Annotated in this window: 15 protein-coding genes and 1 pseudogene; 11 read left to right on the top strand and 5 right to left on the bottom strand. The window is 69.8% G+C overall.

Annotated elements, in window-relative coordinates; translation table 11 throughout:
* Positions 1–190: 190 nt before the first annotated feature.
* Positions 191–10,879 carry a LamG-like jellyroll fold domain-containing protein gene (locus Q2K21_RS19040; protein WP_310772475.1) on the top strand — a complete coding sequence of 3,563 codons (10,689 nt, stop codon included), beginning with the start codon at positions 191–193 and terminating at the stop codon, positions 10,877–10,879.
* Positions 10,876–11,181 carry a hypothetical protein gene (locus Q2K21_RS19035; protein ID WP_310772473.1) on the top strand — a complete coding sequence of 102 codons (306 nt, stop codon included), beginning with the start codon at positions 10,876–10,878 and terminating at the stop codon, positions 11,179–11,181. Before Q2K21_RS19040 ends, Q2K21_RS19035 begins: the two co-directional genes overlap by 4 nt.
* A 288-nt stretch (positions 11,182–11,469) precedes the next feature.
* Here the strand turns inward: Q2K21_RS19035 and Q2K21_RS19030 are convergent, their stop codons facing one another.
* The 5 genes from Q2K21_RS19030 to Q2K21_RS19010 form a co-directional block, all read right to left on the bottom strand.
* Complete coding sequence (locus Q2K21_RS19030) at positions 11,470–12,297, bottom strand: SDR family oxidoreductase (RefSeq protein WP_310772471.1); 828 nt, start codon at positions 12,295–12,297, stop codon at positions 11,470–11,472.
* A 216-nt stretch (positions 12,298–12,513) separates the two neighbouring features.
* Positions 12,514–13,062, bottom strand: coding sequence for a DUF1062 domain-containing protein (locus Q2K21_RS19025; protein ID WP_310772469.1), 549 nt, complete (start codon positions 13,060–13,062; stop codon positions 12,514–12,516).
* Positions 13,063–13,337: 275 nt separating this feature from the next.
* Positions 13,338–14,543: a vWA domain-containing protein gene (locus Q2K21_RS19020; RefSeq protein ID WP_310772467.1), complete on the bottom strand. Its 1,206-nt coding sequence runs from the start codon at positions 14,541–14,543 to the stop codon at positions 13,338–13,340.
* Positions 14,544–14,686: 143 nt separating this feature from the next.
* The gene (locus tag Q2K21_RS19015; RefSeq protein WP_310772466.1) at positions 14,687–16,006 is read right to left on the bottom strand and encodes an AAA family ATPase; all 1,320 of its coding nucleotides are present in this window, start codon (positions 16,004–16,006) and stop codon (positions 14,687–14,689) included.
* 112 nt (positions 16,007–16,118) lie between these two features.
* Entirely contained in the window at positions 16,119–17,630 is a 1,512-nt protein-coding gene (locus tag Q2K21_RS19010) for a hypothetical protein (protein ID WP_310772464.1), read from the bottom strand.
* A 467-nt stretch (positions 17,631–18,097) separates the two neighbouring features.
* Between Q2K21_RS19010 and Q2K21_RS19005 the strand changes: the two genes are divergently transcribed.
* The 9 genes and pseudogenes from Q2K21_RS19005 to Q2K21_RS18965 all read left to right on the top strand — a co-directional run bounded on the left by Q2K21_RS19005 (position 18,098) and on the right by Q2K21_RS18965 (position 24,479).
* Positions 18,098–18,721, top strand: coding sequence for a hypothetical protein (locus tag Q2K21_RS19005; RefSeq protein WP_310772460.1), 624 nt, complete (start codon positions 18,098–18,100; stop codon positions 18,719–18,721).
* A gap of 150 nt (positions 18,722–18,871) precedes the next feature.
* Positions 18,872–19,777 carry a universal stress protein gene (locus Q2K21_RS19000; protein ID WP_310772458.1) on the top strand — a complete coding sequence of 302 codons (906 nt, stop codon included), beginning with the start codon at positions 18,872–18,874 and terminating at the stop codon, positions 19,775–19,777.
* Positions 19,778–19,805: 28 nt separating this feature from the next.
* Entirely contained in the window at positions 19,806–20,828 is a 1,023-nt protein-coding gene (adhP, locus tag Q2K21_RS18995) for an alcohol dehydrogenase AdhP (protein WP_310772456.1), read from the top strand.
* A 5-nt stretch (positions 20,829–20,833) separates the two neighbouring features.
* Complete coding sequence (locus Q2K21_RS18990) at positions 20,834–21,703, top strand: universal stress protein (RefSeq protein WP_310772454.1); 870 nt, start codon at positions 20,834–20,836, stop codon at positions 21,701–21,703.
* Between the two features lie 32 nt (positions 21,704–21,735).
* Positions 21,736–21,966, top strand: a pseudogene (locus tag Q2K21_RS18985) (flavodoxin domain-containing protein); the annotation flags it as partial.
* Between the two features lie 5 nt (positions 21,967–21,971).
* Positions 21,972–22,139 carry a hypothetical protein gene (locus tag Q2K21_RS18980; protein WP_310781413.1) on the top strand — a complete coding sequence of 56 codons (168 nt, stop codon included), beginning with the start codon at positions 21,972–21,974 and terminating at the stop codon, positions 22,137–22,139.
* Positions 22,140–22,291: 152 nt separating this feature from the next.
* Positions 22,292–22,615: a hemerythrin domain-containing protein gene (locus tag Q2K21_RS18975; protein WP_310772452.1), complete on the top strand. Its 324-nt coding sequence runs from the start codon at positions 22,292–22,294 to the stop codon at positions 22,613–22,615.
* Positions 22,616–22,761: 146 nt separating this feature from the next.
* Positions 22,762–23,847, top strand: a complete 1,086-nt coding sequence (locus tag Q2K21_RS18970) for an S-(hydroxymethyl)mycothiol dehydrogenase (protein WP_310772450.1) — start codon at positions 22,762–22,764, stop codon at positions 23,845–23,847.
* Positions 23,847–24,479 (top strand): MBL fold metallo-hydrolase, encoded by a 633-nt coding sequence (locus Q2K21_RS18965; protein ID WP_310772448.1) that lies wholly within the window; start codon positions 23,847–23,849, stop codon positions 24,477–24,479. Before Q2K21_RS18970 ends, Q2K21_RS18965 begins: the two co-directional genes overlap by 1 nt.
* Positions 24,480–24,520: the final 41 nt, after the last annotated feature.

Here is a 24,520-nt window from a genome sequence, read left to right as displayed (position 1 = left end):
GCTCAAAGATGACCAACATTCACTGGCGTGAACATGACCAAGGCTGTGATGATCACTTAGCTTCTTTGTCGAGTTCGTGGAGTCCATAGTCATGCAGTGGAGATCCGTCAGGCCTTCCCCGGAGTGGCGCGGTTTTGTGCGGCGCCTCAGGCGCGCCACCGCTGTCTTGGCGCTCACCGGGCTCGCGCTCATGCTGACCACGCAGGACGCGATGGCGCAGGGCCTGACGCTCCAGCCCCTGTCGCTGTCCGGACTCCGCGGCTTCGTTCAGTCGTGGATGGCCGGCGACCCTCATTGGGGTGGTGTGCCGCGTCAGCATTCGGGCTCGGCGGCTGGTCATCGCCACCTGGTGGCCGCCGCGGCCACTCGGGCAGGTCGCGGCGTGGGGCATCCTCAGGGCCGCGGCAAGGGTGAACTGTCGGCGTACGCCCCGAACAAGGGCAAGCATGGAATCGGCAAGAGTGCCGCGTTCGCCGGCTTCAAGGCCCGCACCAGCACGCGGGTGGCGAGCAAGTCGACCCGGAAGTCGACCTATTACCACAACGCGGATGGCTCCTTCAGTCGCAAGGTCTCTCCGTTCCCGCTGAACTACAAGGACAGCAAGGGGACTTGGCGCCCGATCGACGCAGCCGTCGCTCGGCGGGCGGACCGCCGGTGGAGTGAGAAGGCCAACTCTCTGGCCGTCGACTTCGCTGCGAAGTCCTCGGACAAGAACCTGGCCTCGTTCGGCAAGGACGGCAAGAGCGTCGGGTTCGGTCTCGACGGTGCTGCGGCGGTGGCGGGTACGGCCAAGGGTTCGACGGTGTCGTACCCGCAGGTCCTGCCCGACACGGATCTGCAGCTCACATCGACGTCGATCGGTCTGCGCCAGGCGCTGGTGCTGCACTCGGCCAGGGCTGCCAATTCGTGGGTTTTCCCACTGGAGTTGAAGGGCCTGACGGCGAAGCTGAACAAGGCGGGCGGAGTCGACCTGCGTGACGCCAACGGCAAGGGTGTCGCGTCGATCCCGTCGGCCTACGCGTTCGACTCGAAGATCAACAAGGTGTCGGGTGAGCGCGCGACCACGCACGCGGTGACCTACGAGCTGATCACCGAGCACGGCAAGCCCGCGCTCAAGATGACCCTGAACGCGGCCTGGCTGCACGCGAAGTCGCGCGTGTTCCCGGTGACGGTCGACCCGGACACCTCGGTGTGGGACTACGTCCACACCACCTACACCGAGTCGGGATACGCGGCGGCGGACCGTTCGCAGGAGCAGACCCTGAAGGTCGGCTCCTACGACTCGGGCACGCACTCGGCGGTGTCGTTCGTGCAGGACTGGCGGGACAGCTTCGACGGCTCGGGTGTCACCCTGGTCTCGGCGAACCTGCACCTGTACGACATATGGGCCTCGACCTGCACGCCTGAGTCCTTCAACGTCGCGCAGGTCTCCGCTGCCTGGGACCCCACCGACGCGATGACCTACCCGGGTCCCGCGCACGGTGCCTCGATCGGCAGCGTGACCCCGTCCGTGCCCAACGCCTGCGCCAACACCACGGGCGACCAGACCGGTGGTGACTGGGTCACGGTTCCGCTGGACACGGCATCGATGCAGAAGTGGGCCAGCGGCACGTCCGCGGACTACGGTCTGGCGATCTACGCGACGACCACGGACACCGTGCACTGGAAGCAGTTCGGTTCGATGGCTTTCCCGGGCGACGAGCCGTACATCGTGTATGACTACACCGGTGACGTGGCGCCGTTGGTGGAGGCGACCTTCCCGGCGAACAACTCCTCCGTCTCCACGGTGACTCCGGAGCTCCAGGCGTTCGCGGACTTCCAGCAGAACCCGCTGGCGCAGAAGTACGACTTCAAGGTCTACAACTCCTCCGGCGCCCTCGTCGTGGACTCCGGTCTGGTGACGACCCCGAACTGGACGGTTCCTTCGGGCAAGCTCGCCTGGAACACGACCTACAACTGGACCGCCCAGGCCTACGACGGAACCAAGTACTCGACAGTGTCCCCGATGTCGGCGCTGACGACGTCGGTGCCGCAGCCGTTCCTCACGTCCACGCTGTCGCAGAACGACAGCCCGCAGGGCTACGACGCCTCCATCGGCAACTACACCGAGGAGGCCACCGACGCGCACGTCAACACGGTGGGACCGGGCCTGGATGTCATCCGGGACTACAACTCCCGTGACTTCCGTACCTCGGGTGCCTTCGGTGCCGGCTGGTCGAGCGTCTTCGACGCCAAGGTCACCGAGCAGAAGGACGCGAGCGGCACGCTGACCGGTGTCGTGATGACCTACCCGGACGGCTCCGACGTCGGCTTCGGCAAGAACTCGGACGGGACCTTCTCCGCGCCTTCGGGTCGCTTCGCGATGCTGCGCTCGGTGACCACTCCGTCGGCCGGTTACACGCTGACCGACAAGAACGACACCGTTTACACCTTCTCCCAGCCGCTCGGTACGGGCGTGTACGGCATCTTTTCAGTCGCGGATGCCAACAGCCGTGAGGTGGACTTCACCTGGACCTCCGGTCACATCACCAAGATGAAGTCGGCCGTGTCCGGCCGGTCCTTGAACCTGACCTGGTCCACGCCCACCGGCGCGACGTCCGCGCATGTCGCCACCGTGGTCACCGACCCCACCACGGGTATCGCCGGGTCGGAGCTGACCTGGACGTACGGCTACTCGGGTGACCAGCTGACCAAGGTCTGCTCGCCACGGTCGGCCACCAAGTGCACGGCGTACGGCTATACCAACGGTTCGCAGTTCCGCACCGAGGTGGAGAACGCCGGGGCGTCCTCGCTATGGCAGTTCAACGAGTCCAGCGGTACCACCGCGGCCAGCTCCGCGGGCCTGAACGAGGGCACGGACAACGCCACCTACAACAACGTGACGCTGAGCCAGACCGGCCCGCTGGCCGGCTCCACCGCCACTGCCGCCCAGTTCAACGGCAGCTCCTCCTCCGTGGAGTTGCCGCCGAGCCTGGTCTCGAGCTCCACCCAGCTGACGATGTCGATGTGGTTCAAGACCACGACGGCTCCGGGCGTGCTGTTCTCCTACTCCACGCTGCCGCTGAGCTACACGATGACCCAGGGGCAGTACACCCCGGGTATCTACGTCGGCACGGACGGCAAGCTGAACGCGGAGTTCTGGAACAGCTCCGGCGTCTCGCCGATCGTGAGCACCGGTGCGGTGAACGACGGTGCGTGGCACGAGGTGGTGCTCTCGGGTGCCGGTTCCTTTCAGACCCTGTATCTGGACGGGGTGAAGGTCGGCACACGGTCGGGCATGATCTCCTACAGCAACGGCTACCACAGCGCGCTGCAGAACCACACCTACATCGGCGCCGGCTTCCTGGGCGGCACCTGGCCGGACGAGCCGCACTACTCGACCACGAGTGACAACGGCTACCCGACCTACTTCAACGGCACCATCGCCGACGCCGCGTTCTACCCGCGCGCTCTGACGGCCGGTGAGGTCACGGCGCTCCATTCGGCGGCCACCAAGGCGTCGCCGCTGCTGAGTTCCATCACCCGGCCGTCCGGCAAGACGTACGCGGCGATCGACTACGACACCAACGCCGCCCGTGCCACCCGGGTCACCGACGACCACGGTGGCGTGTGGCAGCTCGGCGCCCCGAGCATCACCGGGTCCAGCCAGGTCTACCGTGCGACCATGCTGGGTGGTGCTCCGAACCAGTACTACCGTTTCGGTGAGTCGGCGGGTGCCTCGACGGCGCTGGACGAGGTGCGTGGCGGTACGGGCACGTACAACTCCGTGACGCTCGGTGCGGCTGGTCCCTTCACGGACCACACCACCGCGTCGTTCAACGGCACGTCCTCGAAGGTGACACTGCCCAGTGGCACGGTGCCCGGTTCCGGTGCCGAGTCGGTGGACATGTGGTTCAAGACGAACACCACCAACGGTGTGCTGTTCGGCGCCTCCAAGGACCCGCTGGGCACCACCACCCCGACCTCGTACACGCCCATCCTGTATGTGGGCAGCAGCGGAAAGCTGTACGGCGAGTTCTGGTTCTCGGGCGGTTCGACGAAGCCGATCGGGTCGGCGTCCGCGGTGACCGACAACAAGTGGCACCACGTGGTCCTGTCGACCTCGGCCACCAGCCAGTCCCTCTACCTGGACGGCAACATGGTCGGTTCGCAGACCGGTACCGCCGCCATGACGGGCCAGCCGTACACCTACGTCGGTGCCGGCTACCTGGGTGGCAACTGGCCCGACGAGGCGCACAACAGCTCGACGGACAACACCGGTTACGCCACCTACTTCAAGGGCTCGATCGCCGAGGCGGCGTTCTACCGTTCGCAGCTGTCCTCGGGCGACGTGGACGCGCAGTTCGACGCGGCGCAGGACTCCACCGGACTGCTCCCGGTGAAGACGGTGAACGTGACCGACCCGGGCGGTCGCACGCTCACCTACGTGTACGACCCCACGCATGGCAACCGTGAGATCTCGTGGTCCGATGGTCTCGGCCAGAAGACGTCGTTCGGCTACGACACGGGCGGGTTCCAGCGCACCATCACCGACCCCAACGGCGCTGTGACGACCACCGGTCACGATCCGCGCGGCAACGTCGTCTCGGTGACCGGCTGCCAGAACCAGGCGGCGAACAACTGCTCCACGCGGTACTTCACTTACTACCCGGACGACACTTCGTCCCAGCTGACCACGGCGGACCCGCGCAACGACCTGCCGCTGACGTTCCGGGACCCGCGTTCGGCCTCGGCCACGGACAACACGTATCTGACGTCGTACGGGTACGACACGCACGGCAACGTGACGAGCGAGACGAGTCCGGCAGTGCCGGGCTTCCCCAACGGGCGCACGGTCAGCACGACTTTCTCCGACGGCGGTGCCGGCTATCCGGCGGCGGACACCGGGAACGTTCCGGCGGGTCTGCCGGTCAAGGTGCTCCTGCCGTCCGGTGCGACCACGTCCGTCTCCTACTTCCACAATGGTGACGTGGCCTCCAACACCGACACCGGCGGTCTGGTCACGAACTTCACGTACGACGGCCTGGGCCGGACACTGACGCACACTGAGGTGTCCGACACCTATCCGTCGGGCCTGACCACGTCCTTCCAGTACGACGGCGACGACAGTGTCACCAAGGAGACCGCGCCGCTGCTGACCGACCGGATCACCGGTGCCCAGCACACCCCGGTCACCACGACGGGTTACGACGACGACGGTGACGTCCTGACGCAGACGGTGTCGGACGCGAGCGGTGGTGATGCCTCGCGGACGAAGTCCTGGACGTACGACGCGTACGACCAGGTGGCGAGTGCCAAGGACGCCAACGCCAACGCCGGCGCGGCCAACGGGGCGACCACCACGTACACCTACGACGCCTACGGCAACAAGGCGTCGGAGACGGCTCCCGACGGAACCACCTTCGCCTACTCCTACAACGCCAACGGCGATCTGCTCACCCAGACGCTGAAGAACTACACGGGCGACCCGGTCGCTCCCTCCGCGGCGAGGGACCTGGTGCAGTTCTCGCGTGCCTACGACCCGGCGGGGCGCCTGGCGTCCGAGACGGACTCGATGGGCAACACCACGTCGTACACCTACACCGACGACGATCTGGTGGCGACCGTCACCAACACCGACCCGGGGAGCACGAAGAGCTTCGTGCAGGAGTCGGACACGTACGACGCGGCCGGCAACCTGGTGAAGCGCGTCACGGACAACGGTGCGACGGAGACCGACTACGCCGTGGACGCGGCCTCGCGTACCACCTCCACGACGGTCGACCCGGCGGGCGTCCACCGTACGACCGCGGTCTCCTACAACCCGGACGACCTGGTCGCCTCGACGGAGGAGACGGACTCCTCCGGCTGGGACCGGGTCACGACCAACGCGTACGACGCGAAGGGCAACCTCACCGCCCAGACGGTGCATGGGGATGCCTCGGGTCACCCCTCCGGCTGGTGGAAGCTCGACGAGACCTCCGGCACCGGCGTCACCGACTCCTCCGGTGCCGGCAACACCGGCACCGCCACCGGGGTCACGTGGAGCGGTTCCGCCGCGAACTTCGACGGCTCGTCCACCACCCAGGGTGTCGTCACCAACGGTCCGGTCCTGGACACCACCGCGTCGTACACCGTGTCGACGTGGGTGAAGATGAGTTCGCTGCCGACCCACAACGCGGCGATCGTCTCGCAGACCGGCACGACCAACAGCGCGTTCATGCTCCAGTACAACTACACGCACACCGGTGCGCCGTTGTGGAGCCTGCTCGACACGAGCAAGGACGCCACGGGTCCGACCTTCCCGGCGACGTACTCCACGGCGGTTCCGGCTGTCGGTGCCTGGACCCATGTGGTGGGCGTCTTCGACGCCACCAACGGCTCCATGAAGCTGTACGTCAACGGCACCCAGTCGGGCACCACGGGCACCAACACCACCCCGTGGGGCGCTACGGGTCCGCTCACCATCGGGCGGGACCTGTACGCCGGCGCCAACAGTGATGCCCTGCCGGGCGGTGTTTCCAACGTGCAGGTCTACCAGCGGGCCCTGTCCGCCTCCGAGGTCTCCTCGCTGTACGGCAAGGGCCGCACGGGCGGCACGGTCGGCTCTGTCGACCAGCAGACCACGCGGTGGTCGTACGACAAGCGGGGTCTGGCGACCTCGATGACCGACCCCAACGGCAACACCACCAACTACGACTACGACGAGGCCGGCAACCTCGCGATCACTACCGATGCCACCGTGCAGTCGGAGACCGGTAACGGCTCGCAGGCGGTGGCGGTCCGTCCGTCGAATCGCAGCGGGTACAACACCTTCGGTGAGGCTGTCGAGGAGAGCGACGCCAACGGCAACGTCACCAGCACGGCCTATGACGCCGACGGCAGCAAGGTCTCGGAGACCGGTCCCTCCTACACTCCGCCGGGCGGCAGTGCGATCACGCCGACCACGGTCTGGGCGTACGACAGTTCCGGTGCGGTGGCCTCTCAGAGGCTGCCCGACGGTGAGCAGTCCACGTTCCTGTACGACCAGATGGGCAACCTGGCCAGGACGACGCGGCCGGACACGTCGACGATCCACACGACGTACGACACCGAGGGCGAGACCCTGTCGGTGACGGACGGCACGGGGGCCACGAACCAGACGACCTATGACTACCTGGGCCGCAAGCTCACCGACACCACCCTGGAGCGGTACCCGTCCACCCGGACGCTGACCACTCAGTACTCCTACACGGCGAGCGCAACGAACCCGGGCGGCGCCAACCTGGCGAGCACCCTGTCGCCGGCGGGCCGGACCGAGTCCTACGGTTACGACAACGTCGGTGAGCGGACGGCGCTCACCGACGGCGCCGGGAACACGACCCGGTTCACCTACGACTTCATGGGCAACCTCCAGAAGACCATCCAGCCGGACGGCACCTGGGGCGAGACCGATTACACGATGTCGGGGCTGCCCGGGCAGCACAAGGAGTACGACGCGTCGAACGCTCTGCTGAGCCAGACGTTCAACCAGTACGACGGCAACGACAACCTGACCGCGGCCACCGACGCCGCGGGTCACACCACGACGTTCACCTACGACGCGTCGGACACGCTGACGCAGGAGGTCCAGCCGGTCAGCTCCACGCACTCCATCACCACGTCCTTCGGGTACGACGCGAGCGGTCACCGCACGCGTTACACCGACGGCCGCGGCAACAACTGGTACACGACCTACAACTCCCTGGGTCTGCAGGAGAGCGTGGTCGAGCCTGCCACGGCGCAGTACAGCAGTGCGGCCGACTCCACGACCACCTACCGGTACAACGGGGACGGCCAGGTGACGTCGGTCACCGAGCCCGGTGGTGCCTCTCTCGCCATGGGTTACGACAGTCTGGGCAACCTGACCCAGCAGTCGGGTTCGGGTGCGGACGCGCCGACGGCGACCCGTACCTTCCACTACGACGGCGACGGGCGTGTGGTGACGGCCGACTCGGCCGAGGCGGGCACCGTGGGCGGCGCCGGGCACCAGGCCGCGACGAGCGAGACGTTCGGCTACGACGACCGCGGCGACCTGCTGTCGGCGTCCGGCGCCGCCGGGACCAGTTCCTTCGGTTACGACAACGACGGGCTGATGACGTCGCGGGCGGACGCGGCGGGCACCACCGGGTACGGCTACGACAACGCGGGACGCCTGTCGTCGGTGAACGACGCGGCCACCGGCACCCAGTTGACGGTGGCGTACAACACCCTCTCGCAGATGTCGTCGATCCAGTACGGCACGGGCGGGCAGTCCCGCACGTTCAGCTACAACAGCCGGCACCTGCTGACCGGGGACACGCTCAAGCAGGGTGCGAGCACGCTGGCGTCCGTCACCTACGGCTACGACGCCAACGGCAACACGACGTCCAAGAACACCACCGGTGTCACGGGTGCGTCGAACAACACCTACAGCTACGACTGGGCCGACCGGCTCACCTCGTGGAACAACGGCACCACCACGACCGGTTACGCCTACGACGACGCGGGCAACCGCATTCAGTCGGGCGCCGATGTCTACACCTACGACGCGCGTGACCAGCTGACCTCGGACGGGACGAAGTCCTACAGCTACACGGCCCGGGGCACGCTCACCCAGCAGTCCACCGCGGGCGGGAACACCGCGTTCACCTCGGACGCCTACGGCGACCAGATCACCGCGAGCAACCAGACCTACGGCCTGGACGCCCTCGGCCGGGTCGTCACCGACACCACCCAGGGAGGCGGCACCCGGACCCTGACCTACTCCGGCGCGGGCAACACCGTCGCCAACGACCAGTCGTACCAGTACACCTACGACCCGTCCGGCGGTCTGGTCGGCATCAACACGGCCGGCGCCACCAGCACCACCACCGGCCGGCTGGCCCTCACCGACCAGCACGACGACGTGATCGGCACCTTCACGGCCGGCGCGACCTCACTCGCGGGCTCCACGACCTACAGCCCCCTGGGCAAGGTCACCGCGACCAGCAACGCCTTCGGACTGCTGGGCTTCCAGTCCGGCTGGACCGACCCGGGCACCAGCAAGGTCAACATGGCCGCACGCTGGTACAACCCCGACGCCGGCCAGTTCATGAACAAGGACACCCTGGCCGTCGACCCGGCCCCGGACTCGGCGGCGGCCAACCCCTTCGCCTACGTGGGCGACGACCCGCTCCTCGGCACCGACCCCAGCGGCCACTGCAGCCCGGTCCACTGCATCAGCCACAGCATCCATCGAGCGGTACACCATGCGGCCCAGGCGGTGCGCCACACGGTCAAGCGGGTCGTGCATGTGGCGGTGCACCATGTGACCAGCTCGGCGCACCGGCTGGTGAGCCACGTCGTGCACGCGGTCCACGACGTGCGGCACCATCTCGTGCATGTGGTGCACCACGTCGTCCACCGTGTCGCACACAGACATGTGACGGCGCACCACTCGCTGGTCCACGCGTTGCACTCGGTGTTCCATTCGATACGTCACTCGGTGCACAAGGTCGTGCACGCGATCCGGCATGTGGCGCACAGGGCGATCAGGGCGGTCAAGCACACACCGGAGTTCGCCGCCGTGAAGGCGCTCCTGGCTGTCTCCGAGGCGCTGCGGGCCGCGCTGGGAATCCTGAACCACGGCGACGACGGCGCCGACTCGTGCAACGCGCAGTGCCGCAAGGCGAACGAAATCCTCGCGTCGATCCCTGAGAAGCGCAGGGAGAACTTCCAGAACGCCGTGCGGATGATCATCCGGGAGAACCCCGACGACTGGAACCGCCCTGGCACCCCCGCCTACGAGGCGATCCAGACCCGCCTCAAGTTCGCCGTCCTCGGCCCGGTGACGGGCAAGGAGCTCTGGAACAGCACGAAGGGCACGCTGACCTCCATGGGCGTGGAGCTGGTCGGTGGCCTGCTCTGCCCGGAGACGGAGGGCCTGGGCTGCATAGTGGCCGTGGGCGCCGCCTCCGGAGCGGCCGGCCAGTGCGTCACGAAGTGCGACGCCAAGGACGTGGGGCTGAGCGCCGTCGTCGGAGCCGCGACCTCCTATGTGGGCGGCAAAGTGGGCGGCAAGGCCGGGGCGGGCTGCGCGGTGCCCCACAGTTTCACGGGCGACACCCGGGTGCTGATGGCCGACGGCACGACCAAACGGATCGACCGGATCAAGGTCGGTGACGAGGTCGCCGACTCCGTACCGGGTGCGCCGGGGACACAGAGTCACAAGGTGACCCGGGTCATCGTGACTCACACGGACCGCGACTTCGTGGACGTGGCCGTCGCCCCGGTCAAGAACGACGGATCCACGAAGCCGGGCGCCCGGGCCGCACACCTGACCACGACCTTCCACCACCCCTTCTACGACAAGACCCAGGCGGCCTTCGTCGAGGCGCGGCACCTGCACGTCGGCGACCTCCTGCAGACCCGCTCCGGCACGGCCAAGGTCACCGGGCTCCACCTGCACCACACCCGCGCCACCACGTACGACCTGACCATCGGGGCGCTGCACACGTACTATGTGCTGGCCGGGGCCGTGCCGGTCCTGGTCCACAATTCGAGTTGCCCCCGGTTCGTGACGGATTCCCAGGGGAACACCGTCGAACTGCCGGAGGTCAAGGCAACCATCAGCGTGCAGAAGCAGGCGCGCCACATCCTGAACGGCCAGGGCTATCGGGGAGGCGGGTACTTCAATTCGAACGCGGATGCCCAGGCCGTACTCGATGCGTACCACAACGGGCAGGCGCAGGTGATGGGGCTGACCAAGACGGGCAACATCCAGATCAGAGTCAAGTCCGTCACGGGCTATGACAACAATCCGCGTGCAAACCGATTGGGCGTCCCCACGCATATCTTCATGATCAAGGGGACGAAGAGCCCGAGCGTCGTACCCATGAACCCCAATGCGAGTGCGCCATGACCAGTTCAGAACAGCTTCGGCGAGAGAACGAAGTAACCCTCAACGCGGTTCAGGCGCTGCTGGGGTTGATCTCCTCGGATGTGATCGCCGTGGCGGTGCGCACCGAGCGGGATCGTGTGACCTTGACCTTCTGGGTTCGCCGTCATACGCCCGAGGTCGACGAGGACATCGACGACGCGGTCTTCGAGCTGGACGCTCTCTTCTCCGAGGAGCACCCGCTCATCGAGGCCACGGTCCGCGAAGGGGCCCCGGACCCGACGACGCCGGCCGCCTACGGCCGGATGATCTACTGGGCGAAGTGACGGACACGTCGCCTTCGTGACGCCGCCGCGCCGTGTCCGACCCGCATGCCGCGGGTGGGACACGGCGCGGCGGTCGCGTCACCGTGATCGCCCACTCGCGGCTTGCGGTGCTTGAGTACGACCGCTTCCGCAGCGTTTTCCGTGCGCATTGCCGCCGCTTGACGTCATGCCGCGACCGGCCCGAGCCTTAGCCCTACGCGGGACGCAGCCCGCCTCCTGACGGCGGCTCCACCGAGCGACCCGTCTTTCCGTGCAGCCGAGCCCGATCTGCCGGCAGCGGTAGGCCGTTCAGGTTCCCTCGGTGAGGAATTGCCGGGCGCCGCGCAGCGGAGTTCCCAGCTCTCGTTGGGTCGCGCGACAGTCGAGGCGGATGTCGAGTCCGCCAGGAATTCCCGCCTCGCTGCGCAGCCCCGTCTTCAGTCGGGAGGCGTCGAGCCCGTCGCGATGCGCGATGAGGACACCGAGTTCGTGACGGCTGAGGGCATCGGCACCTGCCAGGTGGCGCACACCGTGGGCGTCGGATGCTGCCAGCTCCAGGAGGGCGGCGGCCAGATCCCCCACATGGACGGGACAGCGGATGTCGTCCGTGAAGAGCACGCCGTCCTGTCTGCCCGACACCAGGTCGTGCACCGCCCGCACATGTGCGGAACGCCGGCCGCCGATGATCAGCGAAGTGCGGGCGATGACGGCGCCCGGGTGCACGAGGCCGACACCCGTCTCGGCCGCGGCCTTTGCCGCGCCGTAGGGCGTGACAGGATCGGGCAGTCGCGATTCGTCGTAGCGGAAGCTGGTCCCGGAGAACACCGCGTCGCTCGACACATGGACCAGCCGGCACCCGTATCGCGCGGAGGCCAACGCCAGCCGGACGGGCCCCTCCGCCGTCACCGCCCAGTCGGCTCCGCCGCTCGTGGTGTTGATGATGACGTGCGGTTCTGTCTCCGCCACCACGGCTTCCACACGCCGTGGATCCCTCATATCAAGGGCATGCCAGGCAACGCGCGGGGCGGATCCGGGGCGGGTCGCGAATGTCGCGGCCGTGACGTGCCCCGCCTCTGACGCCTGGCGGACCAGTTCGTCGCCGAGGAAGCCGCTGCCACCAACGATCAACACCGTCATGGCGCGACACGATAAGGGACCCGCGTATCTGCCTGCGGGGTGTTCGGTGAGAGCAGCACATCCGGCAGGCAGCGGAGCAGCCGCGCGGCAACGATCCGGGCTGCCGCGGATCGCCGCACTTCTCCTGTCTTTCTCGCCGAGATGCACACCCCGTTCGAGCGCCCAGGGGCCTGTCCGGCGCATCTCGCCGGACAGGCCCCTGGGGCCGAGGAGGGTTCAGCGCTTGAGAGTGAAGGTGAAGTCGCCGGAGAGTTTGCCGTTCAGCCGGACTGCCGAAACGAGCTTCCCCTCCGTGATCAGTCTCTCGACCTCGGCCCGCGAAAGACCGCAACCCTCAGCGATCAGTCGCACCGGCCGGACAGGGATCCGCGCCGCAAAGCGGACCGAGACGTCGATCACCTCGCGGTCCAGGTGATCCGATCCGCCGGTGTCGAGGCGCCAGGCGTTCTCCCAGTCGAGGGCGATGCGATTACGGCGCCGCACGACCGGATCCTGGAGCAGCTCGGCTGCCAGGCCAGGGTCGTTGTCATGCATCCGGTCCAGCAGTTCCGGCCGTACGGAGCGCACGTTCATCCGCTCCAGGACCGTGAGCTTTGCCGTGTCCCCGCAGGCGGTACAGAGCACGAGGAGCCAGGCGTCGAGGAGCTTGTGGTTCGCGTTGACGCGAAATTTGCCGTTTGCCCGGAAGCGCTCGGACGCGCACGCGGGGCAACGGCGGAGAACGGTCGGCAGGCAGGCGGGCATGACCACCCAGTTGTTGAGCACAGAAGTACACCGGTTTCAGTGAGAAGTCCGCAGCAAAAAGCAGCGCGGCGCACATGTGCGACGCGCGACCAATCAGCGCTCGGGAGGTCTCACAGGGTGTACAACGGCATGTCCTTGCCTGGACGACTTGGTTCGGCAGCACGGTAATGGCGCACAGCGGCGCTGTTCCACTGGTTTTCGAGCGCCTCACCGCCAGGTGCTGTCCGGCAGCAGGCCCAGCTCGTCCTCGACGACCGGGCCGGCCAAGCAATTCCCCCTCCGGTCTGCCCGGCTGATCAGCCGATGGTGACGACACGTGCCCAGGGCGGCGGGGTGTCCGGGACGTAGTCGGGGTTGTCCTCGTCCGCGGCGCCGGCGGGACGGGGGAAGAGACCGACGACGGTGCGGCAGGGCGGCTGCGCGGAGGGCCACGGCGTCTGACCGTCCGTCAGGGCTACGATCACATCCGGGCGGGGCCGGGAGCGGAGCGCCCGGGCGAAACCGGAGCGCAGATCCGTTCCCCCGCCGCCGATCAGTGCGATGTTCTCGGCGCGGCAGAGCGGGACGGCGACCCCGGCCGCCGCGTCGCAGGAGATCACCGAGACCAGGTCGCGCCGCCCGCCCACCGCCCGCGAGATCGCCGCCACCTCCAGCAGCGCGCTGCCCAGCTCGGCGTCGCTCACGGACCCGGAGGTGTCGATCACGACGCAGACCCGGGGCGGCGTACGACGCAGGCTCGGCAGCAGCACTCCGGGGATACTGGCCGAGCGCCGGGAGGGACGCCGGTAGCTGTGGTCCTCGCCCACCCCCGGCGCACCCGCCGCCGAGCGGACCGCCGCCCCCAGCAACTGCCGCCACGGCTGCGGCGGATGGAACGCCTCGTCCGCCCATCGGCGCCACCCCTCCGGCGCGGCGCCCGGTCGGCCCTTGATCCCCTCTGCGACCCGGAAGCGGACCGCGTCCCGCTGCTGCCTGCTCAGCCCGTGTGCCCCGTCGGGCCCCAGCTCCCACGGCCGGTCGTGCCCGTCGGCACCACTGCCGCAGTCCAGCCAGGCCAGGTCCGCGGCGAGCCCGGACATCGACGCCGTCCGCAGGTACTCCTCCATCAACAGCCCGGTGGGCAGCCGCAGCAGCGACGGCAGCACCGCCCCGCGCGGCAGGGGCAGACCATCACCGTAGATGTCGTCGTTGATCTCGAAGTCGGCGGCGATGTTCCGCCGTAGTCGCTCGCCCGCCCCGAACTTCTCGTGCTCCCGCGCATACCGCTCACCGCGCCCGTGGTGGTCCCGGAGCAGATGGGAGACCTCGTGCACCCAGACGCCCGCCAGCTCCTCCACCGGGGTGCGCGCCACGAAGCCGGGGGAGACGTAGCAGCGCCAGTGCGCGTCCACCGCCATCGTCGGCACCGACCGGTCCTCCACCACGTGCAGCGCGAAGAGCGCGTCGGCCAGGTAGGGACGGACCTTCACCGCGTGCAGCCGGGCGGCCAGCAACTTCTCCATGTCCAGCGGGAGTCCGGGCCGATCGTCCGGCCCGCCCGAGCCTGCCGGCGGCCCTGGCACGGTGGCCCGCACCGGGCGCGGCGGCGCGGGCCGGGACATCGGGCGCGGCAGCGGGCGGGGCCCCGGGCGCTTGGCGGCCCCCGTCATCGGCGCACCCCCGTCGCATGCCCGGCGCCTGCCGACGCCGAGGCCCGCCCCACCGACCGGTCCGCCCGCTGGGCGAGACCGACCACCCCGGCCAGCCGCTCCACCGCCTCCGGCACCTCCCAGTCGTCGCGCCGCAGCGCGGCCAACGCCGTCGCCGGGGCGACCAGCAGGTCCGGGGCGCCCGTCTCCAGCGCCCGGACCAGGACCGCCCAGCCCGCCTCCCACCGCTCGCGCTCCGGCCGCGCCCCGACGGCGGCCACCACCGCCTCCAGCGCCGCCTGACGCAGATCGCCTCGCACCGGCAGCTCGGCGGAGGCCGGATCGGCCAGCAGCGACTCCGGGTTCGGCAGGTCCATCCGGTCCAGGTGGGCGAGGAGTTCGAGCCCCGGCCCGTCCCCCACCGCGCCCCGCACCAGCAGCGCGAGCACCTCCCGGGAGACGGAGGCCGCCGTGCCGAAGGCCAGCAGGGTCAACGCGGCCTCCCAGCTCCGGGGCGAGGGCCAGGCACCGCCGCGCCGTGTCTCGGTACTCGGGAGCCGGTGGATCAGCGTCGGCCTGGCTTCCAGAAAGCCGCAGACCGCGCGCCGGGCGAAAGCCACCGCCTCCGGCAGCCGCTCCGGCACCAGCCGGGGCAGCTCCGCCCGGGGCCAGACCCCGCCAAGGCCGCGCACCACCACCTCCCGGTCGTGCACCCAGTACAAGTGCACGAACCGGTTGGCCAGCGGTGGGCTCAGCTCCCACCCGTCCGCTGCCGACGCGCGCGGATTGGCCGCGGCCACGATCCGCACCCCCGGCGGCAGTTGCAGCGCACCGACCCTCCGTTCCAGGACGACCCGGAGCAGTGCGGCCTGGACGGCCGGGGTGGCGGTGGAGAGCTCGTCCAGGAAGAGCAGCCCCCGCCCGGCCCGCACGAGCTCCACGGCCCACTGCGGCGGCGCCATCGGCACTCCCTGCACCGCCGGGTCGTCGCCCACGATGGGCAGCCCGGAGAAGTCGGACGGCTCGTGCACGCTGGCGATCACCGTCGTCAGCGGCACGTCGAGGGAGGTGGCGAGCTGCGTCAGGGCCGCGGTCTTACCGATGCCCGGCTCGCCCCAGAGCAGCACGGGCAGGTCGGCCGCGACGGCCAGGGTGAGCGCTTCGAGCTGCTCGTCGGGGCGCGGCTCGGTGGTGGTCTTCCGCAGGAGGGTCAGGAGGTCGTCGGCGAGGCCGAGTTGGGTGCCGGTTCCGGTTCCGGATGCGTCGGCGGGGGTGGGCGCGGGCGTCCCGGCGACCGGGACGGGGACGGGGACGGGCAGGAGGGTGCTGGAAGTCATGGGCATCACCTGGGGTGGGGATAGGGGAACGGGACGGCCCGTCCCGGATGTCGTGAGGACGTGCGGCGCGGTATGCGCAGTGCGGGAAAGGGACTTCGGTGACGGCAGCCGGTCAGGAGTGCAGGGCGGTGCGGGGCCGGGCCCGGCTGCTCCGCTTGCGACGCATGTCGTAAGGCGTACTACGGTCGAGCCGGGGACGGTGGCCCGCCTCCGTATGCCCGACGCCCGAGGCGTTCCCGCCCCCGACCGCACCGGCAGCGGGGTGCACGGCGACCAGCCCCGCGCGGAAGAGCCCGTGGTCGATGCGGCGGGCCGCGGCCGACTCCAGTTCCTCCCGGAGCGGCCCGTCGCGCAGGACCGCACCGGGACCGAGCAGCCCTTCGACCACGGCCAGCGCCCCGGCGAAGTCACCGTGGCCGAGCCGCTCCCGGATGGCAGGCAGTTCCTCCGGGTTGCGGTGCACCGCCTCGATCGCCCGCAGACACGGCAGCGCCGGCCCGCCGAGCGCCACCAGCAGCTCCTCCCGGCGCAGTTGGGCCGGATCGTGATCGATCGCTGTCAGCACCCCGTCCCGCAGGGCGATCCGGTGGACCTCGCCCCGGCATTCCACCCGGTGCGGATCGCCGGGCTCGGAGGCGGGGCAGGCCACCGGTGCCGGGCCGAATGCCGCCAGGGCTGCGGCGACGAGCGGATGCAGCCGCTCGGCCTCGACCAGCCCGGCCCGCAGCAGCTCCAGATCCGGAAGGACCCGGGCCGCCGCTTCCGGTAGCACCGGAAGCGGCGCGACCTCTTGCGGCGGCAGCGCCTCCCGCAGCGGACGGAACGTCGGGGCATGGCTGTCATCGGGGGCGACGAGTTCGAGCACGGCGCGGCCTTGCGCACCGAGCCGCACGGTGAAGGCCCCGCGAGTACGCCCCTCGGCCCGCAACAGCAACTCGGCCTCTTCGGCCCAAGTCGTCACCGCCCACGCGGAATCCTGGACGGTCGGCCGATCCGGCCGATCCGGCAGGACTGGCAGGACTGGCAGGACCGGCCGACCGGGTGCGGTGGACCGGTCGGGCGGCGCCATGGACGGTGCCCCGCCCCCACCGCAGCGCCGCGCCAGTTCGCCGCTCCGCACGGAGTCCCAGAGATGCCGGTGGAGGTCGAGCCGGAATCGCCGGTCGGGATGCGGGTGCGGATGGTGTCCGGGGACGCCGTTCCCGGAGCCCTCCCACACGGCCAGGGACATCCGCTGTCCGGCGTCCGCCCAGGGCGGCGGTGTCCGCACCACCAGCTGCGGCGGCGTGGCGCCGGAACTCCGGTAACGGGCCAGAGAGAGGGTGAGACCGGGCCTGAGCCGCCCGCCGGGGGCGATCCGGGGCATGTGCCAGCGGAGCAGATCCGGCGCCAGCCGACGCAGATCTGCCCGGAGTTGGGTGACAACATCAGTGCCGTGGCGGTCACGCACGGCGCGCAGATCGAGATCGACGTCGATACGGGCAGCGGCGCAGGCCCCCGCCCAGTCACCGACCGCACGCCGTGCGGTCGCGGTCTCGATCATGGACGGTGGCACGGCGTACTCACGCACGCGCTGCCACATCAGCAAGTGGGCCGGAATATCGTTCGCGAAGTGATGCGCCATCAGCACTCACCTTGCGCGGACGATTCCCCCAATCCGTACGAGGAGAAGTTCTTCATCTCCGGCATCATAAGCATCGCCGTGACGATCCACCAAGTTCCATTTCCACGGGCGAGTTGAGCGCGCTCAAGTGCTCTCACGGGCCGCTGTAGGTCCTGAGCGCCTCATATGTCCACCTGGCAGCATGCTTCGGCCCGCTCATCGCGTCGAAGACCGCGTCAATGCGTGAGAGGCGCGACTCCATGACGGCATCGATACGACCAGCCTCGGCAAGGACCAGGATCGCGTCCTTGGCGTTTTCCTAGGCCCTGTCGTCCGGGTGCTCCGCATCCCGCCCGAGGGGTCCCGGGAACAGGGACGTTCAGCCCAACGGACGGAGACCTTCGGCATCCGGTGCGGGCCGGTGCACCCGACGAGAGTGAGGGACGTCAAGACAACGACGACCCAGACATCCCGAAGGGACCAACACCATGGCCGCGCACGAGCACCCTCACCGGGGCCCGGGCTTCCACCTGCCGGCCTTCCGCCGGCACCGGACAGCCTCCGAGTCCGCCGTGTCGGCACGTCTCGACACGCACACCGCGCAGCGCTACGCCCTCGCGTCCCTGCGCATCCTGACCGGGTTCGTCTTCCTGTGGGCGTTCCTGGACAAGACCTTCGGCCTCGGTTACGCGACCACGTCCGGCAAGGGCTGGATCGACGGTGGGTCGCCGACGAAGGGTTTCCTGGGCTCCGTCACTGCCGGGCCGATGGAGTCGACGTTCCACTCGTGGGCCGGTGACGCATGGGTGGACTGGCTGTTCATGCTGGGGCTGCTCGGCATCGGTGTGGCCCTCATGACCGGGGTGGCGCTGCGTCTGGCCGCGGTGGCGGGTACGGCGATGATGGCGCTGATGTGGATCGCCGAGTGGCCGCCGGCCAAGCACCTGTCGGACGGGTCGCTGAGCATGTCGACGAATCCGTTCGCCGACTACCACGTGATCTACACGGCGGCGCTGATCGCCGTGGCGGCAGCGGGTGCCGGCGCCACCTGGGGCCTGGGGCGGCTGTGGGCGCGGCTGCCGATCGTCCGCGACCACACCTGGTTGCGCTGAGCCAACGGTGGGACGGACCCGCCCCGGGCCCGTTCCACCGCCCCGTCCAGGGGAACGATGGTCCCCGCTGGAGGACCAGCGGCCCTGCCCCGCAGAACCCCCTGCACACGACGCTGGAATCGGGTCCCCCCGATTCAGGAGGTGGAGAACATGTCCCGCACCATCACCGTGGGTCTAGACGGCTCTCCCGAGAGCCGCGCCGCCGCGGACTGGGCGGCCCGCGAGGCGCAGCTGAGCGGACTGCCGGTGAAGCTCGTCCACGTCTGGGAGCCGGTACCGGAGCCCATGGCCCAGGCCCCGCTGCTGGGCGGCGAGACACACCAGCACTGGAGCGAGAGGATTCCGCGCGAGTCCGCCGAGGGCCTGCGGCTGCGTCACCCCGGAGTCGAGGTGACCACCGAGCAGCTCACCGGACGGCCCGCCGAGGTCCTGGCCCGCGCGGCGAAGGACGCCGAACTGCTCGTCCTCGGCTCGCGCGGCCTGGGCGGGATCGGCGGATTCCTGGTCGGCTCGGTCGGCCTCGCGGTCGTGGCGCACACCGAGCGGCCCGTCGTCCTGGTCCGCGCCGACGAGCAGGCCGCGGGCCGGCACGACAGGGACCCGGCAGGCATCCCTTCGGTGGCCGTACCGTTGCGCCCCGTCCTGCTCGGAGTGGATGCCGCCGGTCCGGACGCGGCCCCGATCGAGTTCGCCTTCGACGCCGCCGCGCGCCGCTCGGTGCCGCTGCGCGTCCTGCACGGCTGGAACCCGCCGTCGTACTACGCCTACGGCATGGCCCTCGACCCCGAAGTCACCAAAATGCTGGTGCAGAGCGATGCCGACGCCTTGGCCGAGGCGCTGAGCCCCTGGCGGCAGAAGTACCCCGACATCGAGGTCGTCGTGGAGTCCCGCTTCGGCAGCCCGTCGCTCCTCCTGATCGACGCTTCCCGCGAAGCCTCCCTGGTCGTCGTCGGCCGGCGCGTCCGCCGCTCGTCCGTCGGCGCCCACATCGGCACCGTCACCCACGCCGTACTGCACCACGCCACCGCCCCCGTCGCCGTCGTCGCGCACGACTGACGCGCCACCCCGGAGGAGAGAAAAGATCATGAAGGCAGCGGTCGTACGAGCCTTTGGCGAGCCCCTGGTCATCGAGGAGCGCCCCGACCCCGAGCCCGGTCCCGGCCAGGTCCGCATCCGCGTCGAGGCCTCCGGGCTGTGTCACACCGACATCCACGCCGCCCACGGCGACTGGCCGGTGAAGCCGAACCCGCCGTTCGTGCCCGGGCACGAGGGCGTGGGCCTGGTCGAGAAGCTCGGCGAGGGCGTCACCCACCTGACCGTCGGACAGCGGGTCGCCGTGCCGTGGCTGGGCAAGGCGTGCGGGCGGTGCGAGCACTGCCTGTCCGGCTGGGAGACGTTGTGCGAGCAGCAGATCAACACCGGGTACGGCTGCGACGGCGGCTACGCCGAGAAGATGCTCGCCTGGGCCGACTTCGCGCAGTCGGTGCCCGACGGCGTCACGGCCCTGGAGGCGGCCCCGCTGACCTGCGCGGGCGTGACGACGTACAAGGCCCTCAAGGTCGCCGACGTCCGGCCCACGCAACTGGTGGCGATCTCCGGGATCGGCGGCCTGGGACACCTGGCCGTGCAGTACGCCAAGATCGCCGGCGCAACCGTCGCCGCGATCGACGTCACCGACGACAAGCTCCGACTCGCCACCGAGCTCGGCGCCGACCTCGTCATCGACGCTCGCAACCAGGACGTCGGCAAGGAACTGAAGAAGCACGGCGGCGCCCACGCGGCCATCGCCCTCGCCGTGAACGAGGCCGCCTTCGCGGCGGTCAACTCCGGCCTGCGGCGCGGCGGCAAGCTCGTCATGGTGGCCCTGCCCGCCCACGGCACCGTCCAGGTCCCGATCTTCGACACCGTACTGAACGGCACCTCGGTGATCGGCTCCATCGTCGGCACACGACAGGACCTCGCCGAGGTCTTCCAGCTCCACGCGGCCGGCCGCACGAAGGTCATCTACGAGACCCGCCCGCTCGCCTCCGTGAACGAATCCATCGACGCGGTGCTGCGCGGCGAGATCAAGGCCCGGATCGTCTTCGACCTGGGCGCGGGAAGGTGAGGGCGATGGAACTCCCCCTGGTCGTCGGTGTGGACGGTTCGGAGCAGAGCCTGCGTGCCGTCGACTGGGCGGCCGATGAGGCCGCCTTGCGTGGGGTGCCGCTGCGGCTGGTGTACGCCTCGCTGTGGGAACGGTACGAAGGCACTGCGCTCGCGAAGGACCTCGGCAAGCCCTCCGAACAAGTGATGGCCGAGGACATCGTCGAGACAGCCGCGCGCCGTGTGCACGGTCGCCAGGCCGACGTGAAGGTCACCACGGACGTGCTGCCCGAGGAACCCGAGTACGCGCTCGTACGGGAAAGCCGCATCGCCTCCGCGCTGGTCCTGGGCTCGCGCGGCCGTAGCAGCATGGCCGAGGCACTTCTCGGCTCCGTCAGCGTGACGGCGGCCGGCCACGCTCACTGCCCGGTGATCGTGCTGCGCGGCAGCCACGACAACCAGGTCCGCTCCGGGGCGCGCCGCATCGTCCTGGGCGTCGGCGAGAAGGCGGCGGACTCGGCGGCGGTGCGCTTCGCCGTCGAGGAGGCGCGATACCGAGGCGTGCCGCTGGAGGCCGTACGAGCCTGGCGCTGCCCCGCGCACGAGACGACCGACCACCCGCTGTTGGCCGGCGAACCGTCCCGGCTGCACGAGAAACGGGCCACGGAGATCCTGGAAGCCGCCGTGCGGGACATCCCGGCCGATGTCGAGGTGCGGCAGCGCACCGTCGAGGGACACGCCCGCCGGGTCCTGCTCGACGCCTCGGCGGACGCTGACCTGCTCGTGGTGGCAGCCCGGCGCCGAGAGGGCCACTTCGGCCTCCAACTCGGCCGCGTCGCCCACGCGATGCTGCACCGCTCGGCCTGCCCCGTCGCCGTCGTACCCCGAAGGGTGTGAGCCAGGCGACCTGCGAGTACGAGCCGCGTTGGTCATGCTCGCTGGACGTCTCGGCCTCGCAACGGGACATCCCGCCCGTGGTGGGTGTGAGGCGCGCCATGGACCGAATCGATGTCAGGGGGCACATTACGTTCGGCTGCTGCCTGAAGGAGGGCGCGAAGGGCGGGGTCGCGCGGATGATCCTCCGCAACGGCAAGGCCGGCGACTTCCGTGACTTCCCCGCGATCGAGGCGTGGGCGGCACGGGTCGCGGGCGAACTGACGGCCGATTGGCCGAAGACGACGGCCTTCCACCGCGTCGACGGCTCACTGCGGCACGACAGCGACCGGGCAGCGCCGTCCGCACCCAGCTGCTCCGGGCCGGCATCCCCGCGCGGAACATCCGCTACGAGGTCTTCGGCCCCGACCTGTGGCTGGCGGCCCACGCCGAGGGCTGACACCAGGGAACGTCTGACGACGAGTGGGCACAAGCAGCCCCGGCGGACCGCTGCCGGGGCTGACTCGGCCGAAAACCGGGGACGCCGGGCCGGCCGGCTGACGAGGGGCCGCAGTACAGGCGCACTGATCAGGAAAGGGAGGGAACCGCGCGATGTGTGAGTACTGCGGCTGCCAGGCGCTGGAGTCCATCGACCAGCTGACCATGGAGCACGAGGCGGTGGTGAATCTCATCGGTCAGGTGCGCGGCGCCCACCGTGACGGAAAGATCGCGTACATGGCGGAGCCGGCCCGGGAGATCGCCGCCGTGCTGGGCCCGCACACCCAGGTGGAGGAGCACGGCCTGTTCCCGGCGATGGCCGCCGACTTCCCCGAGAAGATCCGCCGCCCCGTGCTGCCACTCGCGTCATGTGTCTCCCGATCTCCGTCGCCGGCAGCCGAATCCTGGCCAGTCCGGTGTGTGACGGCGCTGCCATGACCGCGCCGTCACATGGCCGCGGTCGAACGGGGCGAACGGTGCCTTGACCGCTGCTCGGCGCTCCACGATGCTGTGTTGCGACACATGAGATGTGTGCCGCAATGAGCAACATCCGGACTCCGGTCTCCAACCGCCGAGGAGTGGCCATGACTCACCAGGTCCGTGCTGTCGTCGCGCGGGGCAAGGGTGCCCCCGTCAGCCTGGAAATGATCCTCGTGCCCGACCCCGGTCCGGGCGAGGCGCTGGTCAGGATCGAGGCCTGCGGCGTCTGCCACACCGATCTGCACTACCGTGAGGGCGGCATCAGCGACGACTTCCCCTTCCTGCTGGGGCACGAGGCGGCGGGCGTGGTCGAGTCGGTGGGCGAGGGCGTCACGGACGTGGCGCCCGGTGACTTCGTGATCCTGAACTGGCGCGCTGTGTGCGGTCAGTGCCGGGCCTGTCTGCGCGGCCGTCCGTGGTACTGCTTCAACACGCACAACGCGAAGCAGAAGATGACCCTGACCGACGGCACGGAGCTGTCACCGGCCCTCGGTATCGGCGCCTTCGCCGAGAAGACGCTGGTGGCGGCCGGGCAGTGCACCAAGGTGGACCGGGCCGCGTCGGCGGCGGCCGCCGGACTGCTGGGGTGCGGGGTGATGGCGGGCATCGGCGCGGCGATCAACACCGGCAACGTCGGACGCGGTGACAGCGTGGCGGTCATCGGCTGCGGCGGTGTGGGTGACGCGGCGATCGTCGGATCGAAACTGGCGGGTGCGGCGAAGATCATCGCGGTGGACATCGACGACCGGAAGCTGGCCACCGCGAAGAAGCTGGGCGCGACCCACACGGTCAACTCCAAGGACACCGACGCGGTCGAGGCGGTCCGGGAGCTGACCGCCGGATTCGGCGCCGATGTCGTCATCGAGGCGGTGGGCCGTCCGGAGACGTACCGGCAGGCCTTCTATGCCCGCGATCTGGCCGGGACGGTCGTGCTGGTCGGCGTACCCACCCCGGAGATGAAGCTGGAACTGCCCCTGCTGGACGTCTTCGGCCGGGGCGGATCGCTGAAGTCGTCCTGGTACGGCGACTGCCTGCCCTCCCGCGACTTCCCCATGCTCATCGACCTCTATCTGCAGGGCCGCCTGGACCTGGACGCCTTCGTCACCGAGACCATCGCCCTGGACGAGGTCGAGAAGGCCTTCGAGCGCATGCACCACGGTGACGTCCTGCGCTCGGTGGTGGTCTTCTGATGGCCGGGGTCCGCATCGAACGCCTCGTCACCTCGGGCACGTTCTCGCTGGACGGCGGAACCTGGGACGTCGAGAACAACGTGTGGATCGTGGGCGACGACGACGAGGCGGTCGTCATCGACGCCGCCCATGACGCCGATGCCATCGCCCGGGCCCTCGCCGGACGCACCCTGCGCGCGATCGTGTGCACCCACGCCCACAACGACCACATCGACGCCGCACCCGATCTCGCCGCCCGCACCGGCGCCCCGATCCTGCTGCACGCCGACGATCTGCCGCTGTGGAAGCAGACCCACCCCGACCGGGCGCCCGACGGCGAGCTGACCGAAGGGCAGAGCGTCACGGTCGCGGGCACGCGGCTGACCGTGCTGCACACCCCCGGGCACGCCCCCGGAGCCGTCTGTCTGTACGCGCCGGACCTCGCCGCGCTCTTCAGTGGCGACACGCTCTTCGCCGGCGGGCCGGGGGCGACGGGAAGGTCGTACAGCCACTTCCCCACGATCATCGACTCGATCCGGGAACGCCTTCTCACGCTGCCGGACGACACCGTCGTGCACACCGGCCACGGGGAGACCACGACCATCGGAGCCGAGGCACCCCACCTCCAGGAGTGGGTCGCCCGCGGCTTCTGACCGCTTCGCGGCGGCCTCGCCCCGGCCGCGGTGTCCGACGC

It is taken from the genome of Streptomyces sp. CGMCC 4.7035 (genome assembly GCF_031583065.1).
GTDB lineage: Bacteria > Actinomycetota > Actinomycetes > Streptomycetales > Streptomycetaceae > Streptomyces > Streptomyces yaanensis.
This window is presented reverse-complemented; position numbering and strand designations above follow the sequence as displayed.

What these genes read in the sequence shown, in the direction of transcription:
- Q2K21_RS19040 (WP_310772475.1), top strand. Translation starts at nt 191, where the DNA reads ATGCTGACCACGCAGGACGCGATGGCGCAGGGCCTGACGCTCCAGCCC.
- Q2K21_RS19035 (WP_310772473.1), top strand. Translation starts at nt 10,876, where the DNA reads ATGACCAGTTCAGAACAGCTTCGGCGAGAGAACGAAGTAACCCTCAAC.
- Q2K21_RS19030 (WP_310772471.1), bottom strand. Translation starts at nt 12,297, where the DNA reads ATGACGGTGTTGATCGTTGGTGGCAGCGGCTTCCTCGGCGACGAACTG.
- Q2K21_RS19020 (WP_310772467.1), bottom strand. Translation starts at nt 14,543, where the DNA reads ATGGAGAAGTTGCTGGCCGCCCGGCTGCACGCGGTGAAGGTCCGTCCC.
- Q2K21_RS19015 (WP_310772466.1), bottom strand. Translation starts at nt 16,006, where the DNA reads ATGACTTCCAGCACCCTCCTGCCCGTCCCCGTCCCCGTCCCGGTCGCC.
- Q2K21_RS19010 (WP_310772464.1), bottom strand. Translation starts at nt 17,630, where the DNA reads ATGGCGCATCACTTCGCGAACGATATTCCGGCCCACTTGCTGATGTGG.
- Q2K21_RS19005 (WP_310772460.1), top strand. Translation starts at nt 18,098, where the DNA reads ATGGCCGCGCACGAGCACCCTCACCGGGGCCCGGGCTTCCACCTGCCG.
- Q2K21_RS19000 (WP_310772458.1), top strand. Translation starts at nt 18,872, where the DNA reads ATGTCCCGCACCATCACCGTGGGTCTAGACGGCTCTCCCGAGAGCCGC.
- adhP (WP_310772456.1), top strand. Translation starts at nt 19,806, where the DNA reads ATGAAGGCAGCGGTCGTACGAGCCTTTGGCGAGCCCCTGGTCATCGAG.
- Q2K21_RS18990 (WP_310772454.1), top strand. Translation starts at nt 20,834, where the DNA reads ATGGAACTCCCCCTGGTCGTCGGTGTGGACGGTTCGGAGCAGAGCCTG.
- Q2K21_RS18975 (WP_310772452.1), top strand. Translation starts at nt 22,292, where the DNA reads ATGTGTGAGTACTGCGGCTGCCAGGCGCTGGAGTCCATCGACCAGCTG.
- Q2K21_RS18970 (WP_310772450.1), top strand. Translation starts at nt 22,762, where the DNA reads ATGACTCACCAGGTCCGTGCTGTCGTCGCGCGGGGCAAGGGTGCCCCC.
- Q2K21_RS18965 (WP_310772448.1), top strand. Translation starts at nt 23,847, where the DNA reads ATGGCCGGGGTCCGCATCGAACGCCTCGTCACCTCGGGCACGTTCTCG.